Genomic DNA, 18,271 nt, shown 5'->3' with positions numbered 1-18,271 from the left:
AACCGTCGAAACGTTACGGTCGCAGGTTGGGCCTACGCTCAAGCCGTCAAACACACTCCAAAAAACTCCCTTTCTCGTGCACAAACCGGCTGCGAGCGAGCCAAATTGCCGCCTCAATGCTGGTCGATTCTCAGCACTGTCGATATTCGCTGAGTGGGGACTCAAAGGAGCGAATACTCGTCGCGGGGTGTTCCGAGTAAAACCAAACTGAGCTCATCAAGCCTTCACGGGCAAGGATGACTCATGCCCGAGTCTAGGGAGTTAGGCATGAAGGAAGCCACCAGGAAGGCGGCCTCGGAAGCGCTTGCGCAGATGCTGGCGGTAACAGCGATGCTCGTCATCGCCAGCGTTGTGTTCTACTGGCACTGAATGTTGACGCGTCGAAGCACTCAGATTTTTCACCCGTTCCGCGTAATTCTGGGTTGCTTCGTTGCGTGAGCATTGCGCCTGACACTCACCTCGTCTTCTCGAAATACGGGACCAACCTTCCGGCAAACAGCCGATAGCTCGCCGTAACTTTGTCGCCGATCGCGAGATCATTGGCGCCATGGGCCATCATGCGAAAGCCCTCGGCCGCATCGACCAGCACGATATTGTAGGGAACGTGGGCGCGGGTTTCCGGCGTCGCGGCGCGGCAGACCAGCGACGTCGCATAGACCATCGCTCTCCCGCTGGCGCGCTTCTCGACCGGATCAGGTGCGCCACAGGCGGAGCAGAAGCTGCGGTGAAAATACTGCGCCTTCCCGCAGGCGCCGCAGGATTGATAGACGATAGCCTCGGCGCCCTTGGTCCAGTCGGCGAGTTTTTCGTTCATCGCACCCGCTCCAGGAACATGCTGACGTGTGACGACAGCACGCCGCCATCGCCATGCAACAGCGCGATCGAGGCATCGCGGACCTGCCGGGGGCCGGCACGCCCGGTCATCTGCAGATACGTCTCGACGAGATGCGCCATCGCGCCACCGACGCCGCAATGGCCGTAGCTCAGTAGCCCGCCATGGGTGTTGAGTGGCATGGCGCCGTTGCGGCCAAAATGCCCTGCCCGCACGCGCGCGGCCGCCTCGCCGCGCCGGGCAAGGCCGAGATCTTCCAGCAGCATCGCCAGGGTGATGGTGAAACTGTCGTAGACGGCGGCGTAACGCACGTCCGAGATCGCGAGACCGGATGCGGCCTTGGCCTTGGCGACCGCGATCTCGGCACCGAGTTCGCTTAGAGCGGGCATGGCCGTAACGTGCTGATGGGTATGCGCCTGCGCGCAGCCACGCACGCGAATGCCGGTCGAGCCGGTGCGCTCGCGGCTGACGACGAACGCCGCGCCGCCATCCGACACCGGGCAGCAATCCAGCAGCTTCAGCGGCATCGCCACCGGCTTTGAGGCCATTACGTCGGCGACGGTGATTGGTTCGTGGAACTGCGCACCGGGATGGGTCAGGGCGTGGGCGCGCATCAGAACCGCGAACTCGGCGAGATCTTCCTCGGTGACGCCGTATTCGTGCATGTAGCGCGAGGCGACGAGGCCGTAATAGGCGGGGATCGTCGGCCCCAGCGGCACCTCGTAATTGGGGTGGCCGACCTGCGCCAGCGCCTGGATCGAGGCATCCCGGCTCTGGCCGGTGAGCCGGTTTTCGCCGCCGACCACAAGCATATGCCTCGCGACGCCGGCGTCGACCAGATGATGCGCCAGCATCGTCATGGCGAGCCCGGTGGCGCCGCCGACCTGGACGGCATGTGCGTAGGACGGCTGGATTCCAAAATGCTCGGCGAACACGGTTGCGAGCATGATGTGCGGCGAGACTGTCGAGTAGCTGCAAAGAACGCCGTCGATCTCGGATCGCTTCAGCCCGGCGTCGGTGATGGCAAGCTCGGCCGCCTGGCTCATGAGATCGAGCGAGGACGAGCCTTCGTGCTTACCATAGGAGGTCAGTCCGACACCGGTGATGAAGCTCATAATTGTTCCATCATCAATACGACTTCGGCAGCCCCAGCACCTTCTCGGCAATAAAACTGAGAATGAGCTGCGGGCTGATTGGCGCGATGCGCGGGATCAGGGATTCCCGCAAATAGCGCTCGACATGATATTCCTTGGCGTAGCCGAAACCGCCGTGCGTCATCACCGCCTGCTCGCAAGCGTGGAAGCCGGCTTCGGCGGCGAGATATTTCGCGGCGTTGGCGGCCGGACCGCACTGCATGCCCTGATCGTATTGCCAGCCGGCCGAGAGCACCATCAGCCACGCAGCTTCCAGTTCCATCCAGTTCTTCGCTAAGGGGTGCTGGATGCCCTGGTTCATGCCAATCGGACGATTGAACACGATACGGTTCTTCGCATAGGCCGCGGCCCGCGACAGCGCGACTTGGCCGAGACCCACCGCTTCCGCCGCGATCAGGATGCGCTCGGGGTTCATGCCGTGCAGGATATATTCGAAGCCACGACCCTCTTCGCCGAGGCGGTCATCGACCGGAATTTCAAAATTCTCGAAGAACAGTTCATTGGAATCGACGGGCTTGCGGCCCATCTTCTCGATCTCGTGCACGGTGACGCGCTGCTTGTCGAAATCCGTATAGAACAGGCTCAAACCGTGGGTCGGGTTCTTCACCTCTTCCAGCGGCGTGGTGCGCGCCAGCAGCAGGATCCTGTTGGCGACTTGTGCCGTTGAAATCCAAACCTTCTGGCCATTGACGACATATTTGTCGCCCTTGCGCACCGCTCGGGTTTTCAACTGCGTGGTGTTGAGCCCGGTGTTGGGCTCGGTCACCGCAAAGCAGGATTTGTCGCGGCCGTCTATGATCGGCGGCAGCATGCGCGTACATTGCTCCTTGGTGCCGAACACGACGACGGGATTGAGCCCGAACACGTTCATGTGCACGGCGGACGCACCCGACATGCCGGCCCCGGATTCCGCAATCGTCCGCATCATGATTGCTGCGTCAGTGATGCCTAACCCCGACCCGCCATATTCCTCAGGGATGCAGATGCCGAGCCAGCCGGCATCCGCCAGCGCGCGGTGGAAGTCGGCGGGGTAGCCGCCCTCCTTGTCCTTCTTCAGCCAATAGGCATCGTCGAAGCGCGAACAGATTTTGCCGACCGCGTCGCGGATCGATTCCTGATTGGCGGATAGCGCGAAATCCATGTGTCCGTCCTATGGGTTTGGCACGGCCTTGGTGACACCATCGCGCACCAAAGCGGTAATTTCGTCCGCTGAAAAACCCGCTTCGCCGAGAATTTCGGCGCTGTGCTCGCTGAGGCGCGGCGCCAGCCGCTTCGTCTCAATCGGCGTTTCGGAAAATCTCGCCGATGGCCTCATGTTGCGGATGCGGCCCTCGGTTGGATGATCGACGACCGGGAAGAAATCGGTCGCCACGATGTGGGGATCGCCGAGCAGGCTCTCGAGATCATGCATCGGCATGACCGGCACGTCGGCCTTCTCCAGGATAGCCGACCATTCGGCGGTGGTTTTGGTCTCGAGGATGCGCGCCAGCTCGGCATAGACAGCGTCGATATTGGAGGCGCGGCCGGCAAAGGTCGCAAATTTCGGATGGACGCGAAGGTCGTCGCGCCCGGTTGCATCGAAGAAGTTCTGCCACTGCTTGTCGTTGTAGACGATGACGCAGATATAGCCGTCGGAGGTCTTGTAGGGCCGGCGGTCCGGCGACAGGTGCCGGGCATAGCCGCCCTTGTCGAGCGGCGGCTCATAGGTGAGTCCGCCCATGTGGTCGCCCATCACGAAACCGGCCATGGTTTCGAACATCGGAATATCGACGCGCTGGCCGCGCCCGGTCCGGTTACGATCGACGATACTGGCGCAAATCGCGCCCACCGCGGTGAGCCCGACGATACGGTCGACCAGCGCATTGGGGACATAGCGCGGCACGCCATCGGCGGTCTGCGCCATCAGCGCCGGCAGTGCAGTCGCGCCCTGGATCAGATCGTCATAGGCAGGTTTTGCTGCATAGGGCCCATCCTGGCCGAAGCCGAATACGCCGGCGTAGATCAGGCGCGGATTGATTTTCGCGACCACGTCGTAGCCGAGGTTTAGCCGCGCCATTGCCTGCGGCCGCACATTGTAAACCAGCACGTCGGCGGATTTGATCAGCCGCAGCACGGCGTCACGCCCCACCGGCTTCTTCAAATCGAGGCAGATCGAGCGCTTGCTGCGGTTGGTGTTGAGGAACACCGGCCCCATGCCGGGATGACGGGTCGGCCCGATCTGCCGCGTCACGTCGCCGTCGAGCGATTCCACCTTGATGACGTCAGCGCCGTAATCGCCGAGCATCTGGGTGGCATAGGGCCCCATCAGCACGGTCGTCATGTCGATGACCTTGATGCCCGCCAATGGTCCCATGGCTCAGCTTGCTCCCGATATGCGGCCATTTCCGGCCCGCATTATTGTCTGGGAACCAAGTAACGGCAGGCGCTTACGAAGATCAAGGCGCGCCCAGCGTATGGGCGTATGCGCGATAGCAGCTATTTCTTCGATGGCTACTCGATAATTACTTCTTGGCCCTGGCGTCGCGTTCCCGGGTCAGCCGTTCCAGCTCTTCATTCTGCTGACTGAGCCGATCGGCGATGCGCGCTTCGTTCCGTTCGCCGGAGGCCGCGGCAGCCTGTTCGATCAACTGGCGGATGTTGTCTTCCAGAATCCTGATCCGGTTGTTCAGTTCTGCCTCTGACATCGAACGTTCGTTGCTCATAATGCACGCTCCGGACGATTTTGTAGGGTGGGCAAAGCCACTGGGTCGCGCGAATGCGCGCCCGATGACCGGCTCCGCGTGCCCACCAGCCTCATCTCTCGGCACTCATGGTGGGCAACGCGCAAGCGCGCTTTTGCCCACCCTGCGGAATGCTGCCGATGCCCAATCCGTGTCGGCATGATGCAAACGCCTACTTCGCGGGCTCCAGCACGGAGACGTAGTTCGCCACCGCCGCGCCGCCCATATTGAAGATGCCGGCAAGTTTTGGATTGTTGAGCTGCATGCCCTCGGGCGCCTGGCCGACGAGCTGCATCGCGGTCATCACATGCATGGAAACACCGGTGGCGCCGATCGGGTGACCCTTGGCCTTCAGGCCGCCGGACGGATTGACCGGCAGCTTGCCGTCCTTCTGGGTCCAGCCCTCTTTGATGGCGCGGGCGCCCTGCCCGCGCGGCGTCAGGCCCATCGCTTCATATTCGATCAGTTCGGCGACGGTGAAGCAGTCGTGGGTTTCGACAAACGAGAGATCCGAGAGTTGAACGCCGGCCTGCGCCAGCGCGCGCTGCCAAGCCACCGTGCAACCTTCGAACTGCAGGATGTCGCGCTTGGACATCGGCAGGAAATCCTGCGCGTGCGCAGTGGCGCGGAAGTTCACCGCCTTGCCCATCGTCTTGGCAGTTTCGGAATCCGTCAGCACCAACGCTGCCGCGCCGTCCGACACCAGCGAGCAGTCGGTGCGCTTCAGGGGGCCGGCGACATAGGGGTTCTTCTCGCTCTCGGCGCGGCAGAACTCGAAGCCAAAATCCTTGCGCATCTGCGCATAGGGATTGGCGACGCCGTTCTTGTGGTTCTTGGCCGCGATCATCGCCAGCGCGTCCGACTGGTCGCCGTATTTCTGGAAATAGCTTTGCGCGATTTTGCCGAACACACCGGCAAAGCCGCCAACGGTATCGCCATCCTCGGGCAGATAGGACGCTTTCAGGAGGTAGCGTCCGATATCGGCCGATGGCGTTCGCGTCATTTGCTCGACGCCGACCACCAGCACGATCCTGGCGGCGCCCGAGGCGATAGCCCGGATACCCTGGTGCACCGCCGCCGAGCCGGTGGCGCAGGCATTTTCGACCCGCGTAGCCGGCTTGAAGCGCAGTTTCGGGTCGGCCTGCAGCACAAGCGAGGCGGTAAAATCTTGTGGCGAGAAGCCGGCATTGAAATGCCCGAGCACGATCTCGTCGACGTCTTCGGCCGACATGCCGGCGTCGGCAAGCGCATCGGTCGCAACCTTGACCACGAGGCTCTCGACGGTTTCCGCGTCGAACTTGCCGAACGGCGTGTGTGCCCATCCGACGATGCTGGCTGTCATGGTCGTTCTCCCTATTCCGGTTCTGAAGGCTTTTGTAGCCTATCGGGGAACAGACTTCACGCCGGTTTCAGCGATTTCATCGCCCGCGCGGACATGGCGGTTATGCCGGGCCAGTTCCCGGATCGGATATCGGCGGGGGGGCAGAGCCAGGACCCGCCAACCGCCACGACATTTGGTTCGGCCAGCCAGGAGGCTGCATTGGCCTCCCCGATGCCGCCAGTCGGGCAAACCCTGACATTCGGGAACGGCCCGGCCAGGGCCCGAAGTGCCTTGATCCCACCGGACTGTTCCGCTGGGAAGAATTTAACGATGTTGAAGCCGGCCGCCAGCGCCTGCATCAGTTCGGAAGCGGTCGCGATCCCCGGGGCAAATGGCAGGTCGCTCGCGGCGGCGGCTTTCAACAGCCCCGGCGTCGCGCCCGGACTGATACCGAATTTGGCCCCGAGCGCGCGCGCCCGCGCCAAGTCGTCGGCGTTCAGGATCGTGCCGATACCGACGATGGCCTCCGGCACCTCGGCGATCATGGCCTTGGCGGCATCCGCGGCGGCCGGCGTCCGCAAGGTGACTTCCAGCACACGCACCCCACCTGCCACCAGCGCACGAGCGAGCGGCACCGCGTCTTCCAGCCGCTCGATGGTGAGCACCGGGATCACCGTCGCGGACTTGAAGATCGTGGCGAGCTGTTCCTGCCTTGTGGCTGCAGTCATGGCGATGCCTTGCGAGAATGAACGTGGTTCGGGATGAGGCCGGACGGCATCTCCGCACGCGGGATGATTGCCCCGGGATGGCATACCACAACGCCGGCCAGACGATGCCCGGCCCGCGCAGCTTCAAGCGGATCCGCGCCGGCAAGACGCGCGGCGACATAGGCGGCGGCAAAACTGTCGCCGGCCGCCGTGGTATCGACGACGGGCGCCTCCACCGGCTTGGCCTTGATCGGATAAGGAACACCTTCCAGACGCACGATGCTCGCCGGCTCCGAGAGCTTCAACACCACCTCGGCGCCGGGAATCCGGGCCAGCAAGGCTTCGTTGGTAACGCCCGGATAGAGCGGCAGCAAATCCTCCGTGGAAGCCAGCACGATATCGGCAGCCGTGAAGGCCTCTTGAAAAACGGAGCGCGCAACATCCAGATCGGGCCAGCCGCGTGCACGAAAATTGGTGTCGAACGCGAAGCGCGCCCCATTGTCGCGCGCGCGGTTGAGAGCCGCAAACAGCCGCGCCCGTCCCTCCGGGCTGTAGAGCGACAGTGTAATGGCCGAGAGATAGATGACATCGTAGCTGGCGAGCGCATCAAGGATCTCCGGCGTCTCCGGCAAATCCATAAGACTGCGCGCGGCGGCGCTATCGCGCCAGTGAAAGAACCGGCGTTCGCCCTTGTCGTCGGTCTCGATCATGTAGAGACCCGGCAGTTTGGCGGGCAGCCGAACCACGTGCGCCGTCCCGACACCCTCCGCGGCCCAGCCTGCTATCATCTCATCGCTAAGTCTATCGTCGCCGAGCGCCGTGATATAATCGGCGCCGGCGCCGAGGCGCGCGAGATAGACGGCGGTATTGAGCGTATCGCCGCCGTAGCCGCGCGAATACAGGCCAGCCTCAGCCCCTTCGGCCTGTTTCAGCTCGACCATACACTCGCCGATGCAGGCTACCTTGCTCATGACCGCATTCGCGTGAACTGGCGTGCAATCAACTCAGGCCGCGAACTTGCCGCCGAGCTCATCCTCGATATGGATCCGGATAATGTCGTCGAACGTCTTTTCCGCGGTGGTGAAGCCGAGCTTGAGTGCGCGGTCGGTGGAAAAATCGCGCGGCCAGCCAGAGACGATACTGATGATGGTCTGATCGGGCACGCGCTTGATGCGCGCGGTGACGTTCTTGCCGGCGACGCGATCGAGCGCCGCGATTTGTTCGCCGACCGTCACCGACATGCCGGGCATGCTGAGGTTACGCCGCGGCCCCATCGCGTCGAGATCCATGGTGCCGGCGTGGACCAGAAAGTTCACCGCTGATTTCGGCGAGGCGTGCCAGTGCCGCACGTCTTCGGAGACCGGCAACACGGCCTCCTCGCCGGCGAGCGGCTCGCGAATGATGTTGGAGAAGAAGCCGGAGGCCGCCTTGTTCGGTTTGCCCGGCCGCACGCAGATCGTCGGCAGGCGGATCGAGATGCCGTCGAGCAGGCCCTTGCGGGTGTAATCGTTGATCAGGAGTTCGCAGATCGACTTCTGCGTGCCATAGCTCGTTAGCGGGGTATGGAAGAATTCATCGCCGATCTTTTCCGGGAAAGGTGCGCCGAACACTGCGATCGAGGACGTGAACACCAGCCGCGGCTTGTAGCCGCCGCCGGCGTGGCGGATGGCATCGATCAGGTATCGCGTGCCGTCGAGATTGATCCGGTAGCCCTTGTCGAATTCGGCCTCGGCCTCGCCGGAAACGATCGCGGCGAGATGAAAGATCACGTCCGGTCGATGCGCGATCAGCGGCTCCGCCGCTCCGGGATCGGCAAAATCGGAAGCCACGACTTGAATCGGAATCGACGCGTTGGGCTTGGTGGGCGCCACCACGTCCTGCAGCGTCATTCGGGTGATGTCGTGCTTGCCGAGGCGGCCGTCGCGCAGCAACCGTTCGGTCAGCTTGCGGCCCACCATGCCGGCGGCGCCGAGAATCAAAATGTGCAAGACCCCTACTCCCTCTTCATACTTGGTCGTCCCGGCCTTGAGCCGGGACCCATACGCCGCGGCCGATGCAATCAAGATGGGATGGTTGACGGCTTCGACTCAACCATTGCTGCCGGTGGTTATGGGTCCCTGCTTTCGCAGGGACGACAGCGATAGTTTTGCTATTTCTTGATGCGGACCTTACGCGCTCACTCTTTCACGGCTCCCGTCATGGCCGACACATAGTGCTCGACGAAGAAGGCGTAAAGGATGACCAGCGGCAAGGAGCCCGCCAGCGCACCCGCCATCAGCGAGCCCCAGCGATAGATGTCGCCATCGACGAATTCGTTGACGATTGCGACCGGCACCGTCTTGTTGGAGGTCGATTGCAGGAACGTCAGCGCATAGATGAACTCGTTCCAGCACAGCGTGAAGCAGAAGATGAACGCCGAGATCAGTCCGGGAATCGCCAGCGGCAGCACGATTTTGATCAGGATCTGCCAACGGCTGGCACCGTCGATCAGCGCGCATTCCTCCAGCTCGAACGGGATGGTTTTGAAGTAGCCCATCAGCAGCCAGGTCGAGAACGGGATCAGGATGGTCGGATAGGTCAGGATCAACGCCATCGGCGAGTCGAACAGGCCGTACTGGAACACGACGGTGGCCAGCGGAATGAACAGGATCGACGGCGGCACCAGATAGGCCAGGAAGATCAGGCCGCCAACCATATTGGCGCCCTTGTAGCGTAACCGGACGATGGCATAGGCCGCGAGCACGCTGGCGATGATCGACAGGATGGTGGCGCAAACCGCGACATACATCGTGTTCCAGAGCCACATCGGATAGTGGCTCTCGAACAGGAGCTTGTAGAAGTGCTTGAAGGTCGGATTCCACGTCCAGAACGGATTGTACTTGTCGAGATCGAGCAACTGCTCGTCCGGTTTGATCGCCGTCAGGCCCATCCAGTAGAACGGGAACAGCAGCACGATGACGATGATCGACAACGGCAGATAGAGCGTCACCAGCCGGCGCGGCACCGACTGCAGATAGCTCATGCCTTCGCTGTGATCGTCCTTCGCGATGGTTGGCGCCGAGCTATGCAGGACGGCCTTGAGATCGATCCGTGAGGTGGGGAGATCAGTCATTGTTTTCCCCTTGCTGCCACTTGCGGCGCTGCAGGCCGAACCAAGATACCATGATGGCGGCGAGGAGGAACGGGATCATCGCGCTCGAGATCGCCGCGCCCTCGCCCAACTGACCCGCGATGATTGCGCGCTGATACGACAGGGTCGCCATCAGATGCGTGGCATTGACCGGACCGCCCCGCGTCATCGCCCAGATCAACTGGAAGTCGGTGAAGGTGAACAGCACCGAGAATGTCATCACGACGGCGATGATCGGCGTCAAAAGCGGATAGGTGATGAAGCGGAACATCTGCCAGCGCGACGCGCCATCGAGCGTCGCGGCCTCATAGAGCGACGGCTGCACGGTCTGCAGGCCGGCGAGCAGCGTGATCGCGACGAACGGCACGCCGCGCCAGATATTGGCGAAGATTACGCAGATACGGGCCCAGGTCGTGTCGCCGAGGAAATTGATGTTCTCGGTGATCAGCCCCATCTGCTTCAGCGACCACGAGATGATCGAGAATTGTGAATCAAAGATCCACCAGAATGCCAGCGCCGACAGCACTGTCGGCACGATGAAGGGGATCAGCACCAGCGCGCGCAGCATCGCCTTGAACGGCATGTTCTCGTTCAACAGCAGCGCCAGATAGAGCCCTATTCCGAATTTGATGGCGCTCGCGACAAACGTGTAGAGAAGCGTGTTGAATACCGACAGCCAGAAGATCGCGTCATCCCACAGCCATTCGTAATTCTCGGTCCCGACATACTGCCCGACCCGGCCGATACGGGTATCCGTGAATGAAAGCCAGATACCGAGGCCAAGCGGATAGGCCAGAAAGAAGATCAGGAAGGCCAGCGCCGGCACCATGAACCAGAAGCCCAGCCAGTTACGGTTGTGCTTGAGTTGGTCCCACGCGCTGGCCTCGCGGATCTCCGTCTTGGCGCGTCGTGGCGCGATTGCGATGTCAGCCATGCCTGATGTCCCAATTACTGCTTCTTGCTGCGCGTGATTTGCCGGAAAGCCGTCCCCCGCTTTCCGGATCACGCCTGTATTGACGGAGCGGACGGCGGCACCCGCCGTCCGCTCCGGTTCATCAGCGATAGATGCGCTTCAATTGCCGTTCGGCTTCCGCGATCGCCGTCTTGGCATCCTTGGCGCCGGTTGCGTAGTTGGCGAACATGTCGACCACCAGGAAGTCGGCGATCGCAGTCGCCGCCTTCTCGCCCGGCGTGCCGATGCCGGACGCGGGCAGCGCGCGCTTGCTGGCCTGGCTGAACACCTGGTTCTTCGGGTCGGCCGTCCAGACCGGCGAGTTGTCGTAGGCATTGAGCGTGTGGGTGAGATACCCGCGCGCACCCATCAGCCACTTGTCATAGTTTTCCTTCTCCAGCATGAAGGCGACGAAGGCTTTTGCCGCGTTCGGATATTTGGTGAACTTGAACGCCAGAATCGGAACGACGAGCTGCAGTTCGGTCGGTTTCCCGATCGGACCGACCGGCCACAGCGCATGATAGGTGTCTTCCGTGAGTTCCTTTTTGCTCGCATCGTCCTTTGCCGCGACATAGATCGAGATGCCGTTGGCGGTGCAATGCAGTTCGCCGGCCAGGAACGCCTTGTTGTTCGACGAGTCGTTCCAAGACGCGACGCCCGGAATGAATGTCTCGGACAGCGCCTTGCAGTATTCGAGCGCCTTCACCGTCTCGGGCGAGTTGATGATGACCTTGTTGTCCTTGTCGACGGTGTAGGCGCCGTGACCCCAGAGGATCCAGTGCAGCCAGGCGTTGGCGTCGCCCGAGGCGTGGCCGAGCGGGAAGCCGGCCGGCGTGTTGTTCTTCTTCAGTGCCTTGCACATCTCGAGGAAACCCGGGAAGTCCTTCGGGAATTCCTTGAAACCAGCCTTTTCCATCGACGATTTGCGGTAGGTCATGTAGCCGCCGATGGTCGCGACGGGAATGCCGAGCCAATTGTTGCCTTGCTTGCAGGTCACCGCCGCCGCATCGGTCCAGCCGCCATATTTCTTGCCGAGATAGTCGGCAACGTCGTTCATCTGCAGCACCTGCGCCGGGAACAGTTGCGGCAGCGTGTGCAGACCCCAGGCGAGGTCGAGGCCCGAGCCGGTGTTGGCGGCAACGGACGCCTTCGGCTGCACGTCCTCGAATGACTCCGAGAACACGTTCATTTCGGTGCCGGTCGCAGTCTTGAACGCGGCGACCATCGCGTTGAATGCATCGTCCTCCGCCGGCACGAAGCGCTTCCAGCGCATCACGGTGAGCTTGGCGCCCTGCTCCGCCTTCCACGGCGAAGCTTGCGCCCAGGCCTTGGCGAAATCGAGCAGTGCGGGTCCGGTCAGCGCGCCGGCCGCCGCCAGCGCGGTGCCACCCTGCAGCAGAGAGCGGCGGGTAAAGTCTTGCATAGTCCATCCTCCCTTTGAATATTTTTTGGTTATTGCTCAGCCACTTTTAGTTATCGCTCAGCCATTCAGTCGCTTGCCGGTCGTCTCGTCGAACAGGTGCACGAGCGCCGGATCCGGCTTGAGCCGGACCTTGTCGCCCGGACTGAATTGATGCCGCTCGCGGAACACGGCGACTATCTGCTCTCCGCCAAGCTTGGCGAAGACCTGGGTTTCCGAACCGGTCGGCTCGACCACGACGATCTCGGCTTCGGCGCCGTCATCGGCGATGGTGAAATGCTCGGGCCGCACGCCATAGACCGCCGGCTGGCCTTCCGAATTGGCGGGCGCCGTTTTCAGCGGCAGCTTGACGCCGTTCGGGCCTTCGAAGCCGGCGACGCCGTTCGACTTCACCTTGCCTTTAAGGAAATTCATTGCCGGCGAGCCGATGAAGCCCGCGACGAACTGGTTGGCCGGGGTGTCGTAGAGTTCGAGCGGTGTGCCCATCTGCTCGACGATACCGTCATGCATCACCACGATCTTGTCGGCCATGGTCATGGCCTCGATCTGGTCGTGGGTAACGTAGACCGTCGTGGTTTTGAGCCGCTGGTGCAGTTCCTTGATCTCAGTGCGCATCGCCACGCGAAGCTTCGCGTCGAGGTTGGACAAGGGCTCGTCGAACAGGAATACTTGCGGGTCGCGCACGATGGCGCGGCCCATGGCGACGCGCTGGCGCTGACCGCCCGACAATTGCCGGGGATAGCGATCGAGCAACGGGGTCAGCGCCAGGATTTCCGCGGCGCGCTTGACGCCGGTCGAGATTTCCTCGGGCTTGGCGCCGCGCAGCTTGAGCGAAAAGCCCATATTGTCGGCGACCGTCATGTGCGGATAGAGCGCGTAGTTCTGGAACACCATGGCAATGTCGCGCTCTTTGGGCTGGACATTGTTGACCACGCGATCGCCGATCGAAATCGTGCCGGAGGTGATGTTTTCGAGGCCTGCGAGCATCCGCAGCAGGGTCGACTTGCCACAGCCGGAGGGGCCGACGAGCACGACGAACTCGCCATCCTCGATCGGAATCGACACGCCGTGCAAAACTTCAAAGTTTCCGAACGACTTGCGCACGTCGCGAATCTGTACCGACGACATCGAACTCTCTCCCCTCAATTTCTGCTTTGTGGCGCCACAGACGGGCGACGACGCCATGCTGTCTTTTCGACTCTAATGCCGGAAGTCGAATTCAACGGTCATTATCATCCGCAGTTTGGCGGCTTTTAGCAATCCGATGGTAGCGCTGTCAATAATTGTTCAAACGTCTAATTTGTTGTGATATGAGCGCAAGATGGGACGAAAACAGACAAAGTCTGGCAAAATCCGCCTCACCGAGGTCGCCAAGCTCGCTGGCGTCAGCCCAATCACGGCATCACGTTTTTTCAGGAACCCCGAAGCGCTGTCGCTTAGCAAGCGGGAACGCGTCGACAGTGCCGTGAAGGAACTGGGTTACGTACCCAATCTCGCCGCGCGCGCCCTCGCCTCGCACCGTACTGAAGTCATCGGCGTTGTCATTCCTTCTCTCACCAACAACGTATTCGCCGATGTGTTGCGCGGCATCTACGATTCCTCCGAAGGTAGCCGCTACACCATTCAACTTGCCAATACGCGCTACAGCATCCTGCAGGAGGAAAAACTGCTGCGCCTGTTTCGGGCGCAGAAGCCCGCGGGATTGATCGTCACCGGCATCAATCAAACCGCGGAATCGCGCACGATCCTGGAGTCGATGAATTGCCCGGTCACGCAGATCATGGAGATCGGCGACAGTCCTGTCGACATGATGGTCGGCTTTTCGCACTACGATGCAGCTTCTGCGGCGATTTCGCACATCCTCGAGCAGGGACGCCGCCGCATCGGATTTCTCGGTGCGCGAATGGACCCCCGCGTGCAGCGGCGGTTCGAAGGGTATCGTGATGCCATGAAAGCGGCCTCGCTGTTCGACCCGAACCTCATCGTCACGACTTCCGTACCCACGACCGTCACGCTTGGCGGAACGCTGTTCGCCGACCTCCTTGCCCAGACGCCCGATATCGACGCGGTCTTCTGCGTCAACGACGATCTCGCGCTCGGCGTTCTCTTCGAATGCCAGCGTCGGCAGATATCGATTCCCCGTGACTTGGCCATTGTCGGCTTCAACGACCTGGAATTCACCGCCGCCGCGGTCCCCTCGATCACCAGCGTGCGAACCAATCGCTATGAAATGGGACGGCACGCCGTCACCATGGTGATCGACGCGATCGAGGGCCGTCGTCCCCAGACGCCGGTGCTCGACCTTGGCTTTCAGTTGGTGGTCCGTGAAAGCTCAACGCGACAAAGCACCGTAATGGCCGGGTCTGTGGGCATAGATTGAGCGCGGATAGAAAATGGTAGCGCTATCTTTTGGCCCGAACTAAGATCGGTTGCTCAGTAGCACACGGGCGAAGGCGCGTTGCAGCGGATGAAATTTTCAGCATGGTGCAATCGCCGCCGTGATTTTAGCCGCCCATGAGCTTGCAGTGCGGGAGGAACCAATGAAAAAGAACGACAACAAGACTGCCACCAACGGCAAGGGCCGAAGACTACGTTCCCTCGAGTGGTTCGATAATCCACATAATCCGGGAATGACGGCGCTCTATCTCGAGCGCTATCTCAATTACGGCCTGACCCGGGAGGAATTGCAATCCGGCAAGCCGATCATCGGCATCGCCCAGACCGGCAATGACCTCTCCCCCTGCAACCGCCACCATCTCGAACTGGCGCATCGCGTGCGCGAGGGCATTCGCGCGGCCGGCGGCATCGCCATGGAATTCCCAACGCATCCGATCCAGGAGACCGGCAAGCGGCCGACGGCGGCGCTCGACCGCAACCTCGCCTATCTCGGCCTGGTCGAAATCCTGTTCGGCTATCCCCTCGACGGCGTGGTGCTGACCACCGGCTGCGACAAGACCACGCCGGCCTGCCTGATGGCGGCGGCGACCGTCAATCTACCCGCGATCGTGCTGTCGGGCGGTCCGATGCTGAACGGCTGGCACAACGGCGAGCGCACCGGCTCGGGCACCATCGTCTGGAAAGCCCGCGAGATGCTTGCCGCCGGCGAGATCGACTACAACGGGTTCATCGAACTGGTGGCGTCCTCAACGCCGTCGGTCGGCCATTGCAACACCATGGGCACCGCCTCGACCATGAACTCGCTGGCGGAAGCGCTCGGCATGTCGCTGCCCGGCTGCGCGGCGATCCCGGCGCCGCATCGCGAGCGGGGCCAGATCGCCTATGAGACGGGCAAACGAATCGTCGAAATGGTTTGGGAGGATCTCAAGCCCTCCGACATCCTGACCCGCAAGGCGTTCGAGAACTGCATCGTGGTGAATTCGGCGATCGGCGGCTCGACCAACGCGCCGATCCACATCAACGCGCTGGCGCGGCATATCGGCGTCGAGCTCTCGATCGACGACTGGCAGAAACATGGCCATGACATCCCGCTCTTGGTGAACATGCAGCCGGCCGGCTTCTATCTCGGCGAGGAATACCATCGCGCCGGCGGCGTGCCGGCGGTGGTGCGCGAATTGATGGCGCACAAGCGCATCCACGAAGACGCCGTCACGGTCAACGGCCGCACTATCGGCGAGAACTGCCGCGAGGCGCCAAAGCCCGACGGCGACGTGATCTGGAGCTACGACAAGCCGCTGGTGAAAGATGCGGGCTTCCTGGTGCTGCGCGGCAACCTGTTCGATTCCGCAATCATGAAGACGAGCGTGATTTCAAAGGAATTCCGCGACCGCTATTTGATCAATCCGAAAGACCCGAATGCGTTCGAGGGACGCGCCATCGTGTTCGAGGGACCGGAGGATTATCACGACCGGATCGACGATCCCTCGCTCGCTATCGACGAGCACTGCGTGCTGTTCATCCGCGGCGCCGGGCCGATCGGCTATCCCGGCGGCGCCGAGGTCGTCAACATGCAGCCGCCGGCGGCGCTGATCAAACGCGGCATTCTTTCGCTGCCCTGCATCGGCGACGGAAGGCAGTCCGGCACCTCGGGTTCGCCCTCGATCCTCAACGCCTCACCCGAGGCCGCCGCCGATGGCGGACTGGCGATCTTGCGAACCGGCGACAAGGTTCGCATCGACCTCAACACGGGCGATGCCAACATCCTGATCTCGATCGATGAATTGAAGAAGCGCCGCGCCGAGTTGAAGGACAAGGGCGGCTTCCCCTACCCGGCCCACCAGACGCCATGGCAGGAGCTCTACCGCTCGACCGTCGGGCAGCAGGCTACCGGCGCCTGCATGGAGCTCGCCACGCGTTATCAGAATATCGCCGGCACGGTCGGCGTGGCGCGGGACAATCATTAGGTGAGCGCCGTCATTGCGAGCGAAGCGAAGCAATCCATGCCTCCGCGCAGGAAAAAATGGATTGCTTCGTCGCTATCGCTCCTCGCAATGATGATGAAGAAAAAGAGGAAAAGAAAAACATGTCAGATCGACTGAAGGGAAAGCGCGCTGTTGTCACCGCCGCAGCGGCGGGCATCGGCCGGGCATGCGCAATAGCATTCGCGCGCGAAGGCGCCACGGTAATCGCCACCGACATCAATGAAAGCGGCATCGCCACCCTGGGCAAGGAAGGCGTCGCCGAGACGGCACGACTTGACGTTCGCAGCACCGCCGAGGTCGACGCCTTCGCCAAGCGCATTGGAAAGGTCGACATCCTGCTCAACGCGGCGGGCTTCGTGCACCACGGAACCATCCTGGACTGTTCGGAAGAGGACTGGGACTTCTCGTTCGACCTCAACGTCAAATCCATGCACCGGACCATCAAGGCGTTTCTGCCGGCGATGCTGGCGGGCGGAGGCGGCAGCATCGTCAACATCTCGTCTTGCGCGGCGTTGAGGCCACCGGCGAACCGTTATGTCTACAGTGCGTCCAAGGCGGCGGTTTCGTTGCTCACGCGCGCGGTTGCGCTCGACTTCATCACCCAGGGCATCCGCTGCAACAGCATCTGCCCCGGCACCGTGGAGACACCCTCGATGCTCGACCGCGCCGCGGCCGTCGGCCCGCAGGGCAAAGAGATGTTCATCGCTCGCCAGAAGATGGGGCGGCTGGGCACCGCAGAGGAAATCGCGGCCATGGCGATCTATCTTGCGAGCGACGAAGCCGCGTTCACCACCGGTGTCGACCTCGTCGTCGATGGCGGCTACATGCTCTGACGTCCACGCTGTCAAAGGCTCCCAGCATGAACAAGATCGATCTGAACGGCCGTTGCGCCGTTGTCACCGGCGGGGCGCAGGGTTTTGGGCGCGCGATCACCGAACGCTTCGTCGCATCGGGTGCGAAGGTCGCGATCTGGGATTTTGACCTGCCGCTCGCGGAAAGAACCGCCAAGGAAATCGGCCCGGCCGTATCCGCCTTCAAGGTCGATGTCTCCGACCCCACCGCTGTCGAGAAGACCCGCGACGAAACGCTGAAGGCGCTCGGCAGGATCGACATCCTCGTCAACAATGCCGGCATCGCCGGCGTCAACAAGACGGTCTGGGAGACCGACCTTGAGGAATGGCGCAAGGTACTGCGCATCAATCTCGACGGCCCCTTCATCTGCTGCAAGGTGGTAGTGCCTGCGATGCTCCAGCAAAAATACGGCCGCATCGTCAACATCGCCTCGATCGCCGGCAAGGAAGGCAATCCCAACGCGGCGCATTATTCGGCCTCGAAGGCCGGCCTGATCGCGCTGACCAAGTCGCTCGGCAAGGAACTCGCGCAGCACGACATCCTCGTCAACGCGGTGACGCCGGCGGCGGCGAAAACCGCGATCTTCGACCAACTGACGCAGCAACACATCGATTTCATGCTGTCGAAGATTCCGAAGGGACGGTTTGTGCTGGTGGAAGAACTCGCGGCGATGGTGGCGTGGCTGGCGTCGGAGGATTGCGCGTTCTCGACGGGCGCAGTGTTCGATATCTCCGGCGGCCGCGCGACGTACTAGGGTCTGTTGGGATTCAGGATTCTCATCCGGGCTTGGTTGTGATTCAAGCT

At 62.0% G+C, this 18,271-nt stretch carries 17 protein-coding genes; 4 read left to right on the top strand and 13 right to left on the bottom strand.

Translation table 11 applies throughout. The features are described 5' to 3' along the window. Positions 1-454 precede the first annotated feature (454 nt). The 13 genes from CQ13_RS29230 to CQ13_RS29170 all read right to left on the bottom strand — a co-directional run bounded on the left by CQ13_RS29230 (position 455) and on the right by CQ13_RS29170 (position 13,364). Entirely contained in the window at positions 455-814 is a 360-nt protein-coding gene (locus CQ13_RS29230) for a Zn-ribbon domain-containing OB-fold protein (protein ID WP_057846290.1), read from the bottom strand. After that, positions 811-1,947, bottom strand: coding sequence for a thiolase family protein (locus tag CQ13_RS29225; protein ID WP_057846289.1), 1,137 nt, complete (start codon positions 1,945-1,947; stop codon positions 811-813). Before CQ13_RS29225 ends, CQ13_RS29230 begins: the two co-directional genes overlap by 4 nt. A 13-nt stretch (positions 1,948-1,960) precedes the next feature. Continuing rightward, positions 1,961-3,127: an acyl-CoA dehydrogenase family protein gene (locus CQ13_RS29220; protein ID WP_057846288.1), complete on the bottom strand. Its 1,167-nt coding sequence runs from the start codon at positions 3,125-3,127 to the stop codon at positions 1,961-1,963. Between the two features lie 9 nt (positions 3,128-3,136). Further along, the gene (locus CQ13_RS29215) at positions 3,137-4,339 is read right to left on the bottom strand and encodes a CaiB/BaiF CoA transferase family protein (protein WP_057846287.1); all 1,203 of its coding nucleotides are present in this window, start codon (positions 4,337-4,339) and stop codon (positions 3,137-3,139) included. A gap of 148 nt (positions 4,340-4,487) precedes the next feature. Continuing rightward, positions 4,488-4,688, bottom strand: a complete 201-nt coding sequence (locus CQ13_RS29210; protein WP_057846286.1) for a hypothetical protein — start codon at positions 4,686-4,688, stop codon at positions 4,488-4,490. A gap of 190 nt (positions 4,689-4,878) precedes the next feature. After that, positions 4,879-6,048, bottom strand: a complete 1,170-nt coding sequence (locus tag CQ13_RS29205) for an acetyl-CoA acetyltransferase (RefSeq protein WP_057846285.1) — start codon at positions 6,046-6,048, stop codon at positions 4,879-4,881. 56 nt (positions 6,049-6,104) lie between these two features. Then, a complete protein-coding gene (gene eda, locus CQ13_RS29200) occupies positions 6,105-6,755 on the bottom strand; it encodes a bifunctional 4-hydroxy-2-oxoglutarate aldolase/2-dehydro-3-deoxy-phosphogluconate aldolase (RefSeq protein ID WP_057846284.1) in 651 nt (216 codons plus the stop codon). Then, on the bottom strand, positions 6,752-7,705 hold the full coding sequence (locus tag CQ13_RS29195) for a sugar kinase (protein ID WP_057846283.1): 954 nt from the start codon (positions 7,703-7,705) through the stop codon (positions 6,752-6,754). Before CQ13_RS29195 ends, eda begins: the two co-directional genes overlap by 4 nt. Before the next feature lie 33 nt (positions 7,706-7,738). Then, a complete protein-coding gene (gene denD, locus CQ13_RS29190) occupies positions 7,739-8,722 on the bottom strand; it encodes a D-erythronate dehydrogenase (RefSeq protein ID WP_057846282.1) in 984 nt (327 codons plus the stop codon). Between the two features lie 188 nt (positions 8,723-8,910). Further along, complete coding sequence (locus CQ13_RS29185) at positions 8,911-9,846, bottom strand: carbohydrate ABC transporter permease (protein ID WP_057846281.1); 936 nt, start codon at positions 9,844-9,846, stop codon at positions 8,911-8,913. Beyond that, complete coding sequence (locus CQ13_RS29180; RefSeq protein WP_057846280.1) at positions 9,839-10,798, bottom strand: carbohydrate ABC transporter permease; 960 nt, start codon at positions 10,796-10,798, stop codon at positions 9,839-9,841. The genes CQ13_RS29185 and CQ13_RS29180 overlap by 8 nt, the downstream gene beginning before the upstream one ends. 121 nt (positions 10,799-10,919) lie before the next feature. Then, positions 10,920-12,239, bottom strand: a complete 1,320-nt coding sequence (locus CQ13_RS29175) for an ABC transporter substrate-binding protein (RefSeq protein WP_057846279.1) — start codon at positions 12,237-12,239, stop codon at positions 10,920-10,922. Positions 12,240-12,296: 57 nt separating this feature from the next. Continuing rightward, entirely contained in the window at positions 12,297-13,364 is a 1,068-nt protein-coding gene (locus CQ13_RS29170) for an ABC transporter ATP-binding protein (protein WP_057846278.1), read from the bottom strand. 193 nt (positions 13,365-13,557) lie between these two features. On the opposite strand from CQ13_RS29170, the gene gntR reads away from it, so the two are divergent. The 4 genes from gntR to CQ13_RS29150 all read left to right on the top strand — a co-directional run bounded on the left by gntR (position 13,558) and on the right by CQ13_RS29150 (position 18,221). Then, a complete protein-coding gene (gene gntR / locus CQ13_RS29165) occupies positions 13,558-14,616 on the top strand; it encodes an HTH-type transcriptional regulator GntR (protein WP_057846277.1) in 1,059 nt (352 codons plus the stop codon). Between the two features lie 160 nt (positions 14,617-14,776). Continuing rightward, positions 14,777-16,597, top strand: coding sequence for an IlvD/Edd family dehydratase (locus CQ13_RS29160; protein WP_057846276.1), 1,821 nt, complete (start codon positions 14,777-14,779; stop codon positions 16,595-16,597). 119 nt (positions 16,598-16,716) lie between these two features. Beyond that, positions 16,717-17,448 (top strand): SDR family oxidoreductase, encoded by a 732-nt coding sequence (locus CQ13_RS29155; protein WP_057846522.1) that lies wholly within the window; start codon positions 16,717-16,719, stop codon positions 17,446-17,448. A gap of 26 nt (positions 17,449-17,474) precedes the next feature. Next, positions 17,475-18,221 (top strand): SDR family NAD(P)-dependent oxidoreductase, encoded by a 747-nt coding sequence (locus CQ13_RS29150; protein ID WP_057846275.1) that lies wholly within the window; start codon positions 17,475-17,477, stop codon positions 18,219-18,221. The last annotated feature ends 50 nt before the right edge of the window (positions 18,222-18,271 follow it).

It is taken from the genome of Bradyrhizobium retamae, assembly GCF_001440415.1.
Taxonomy (GTDB): Bacteria; Pseudomonadota; Alphaproteobacteria; order Rhizobiales; family Xanthobacteraceae; genus Bradyrhizobium; species Bradyrhizobium retamae.
This window is presented reverse-complemented; position numbering and strand designations above follow the sequence as displayed.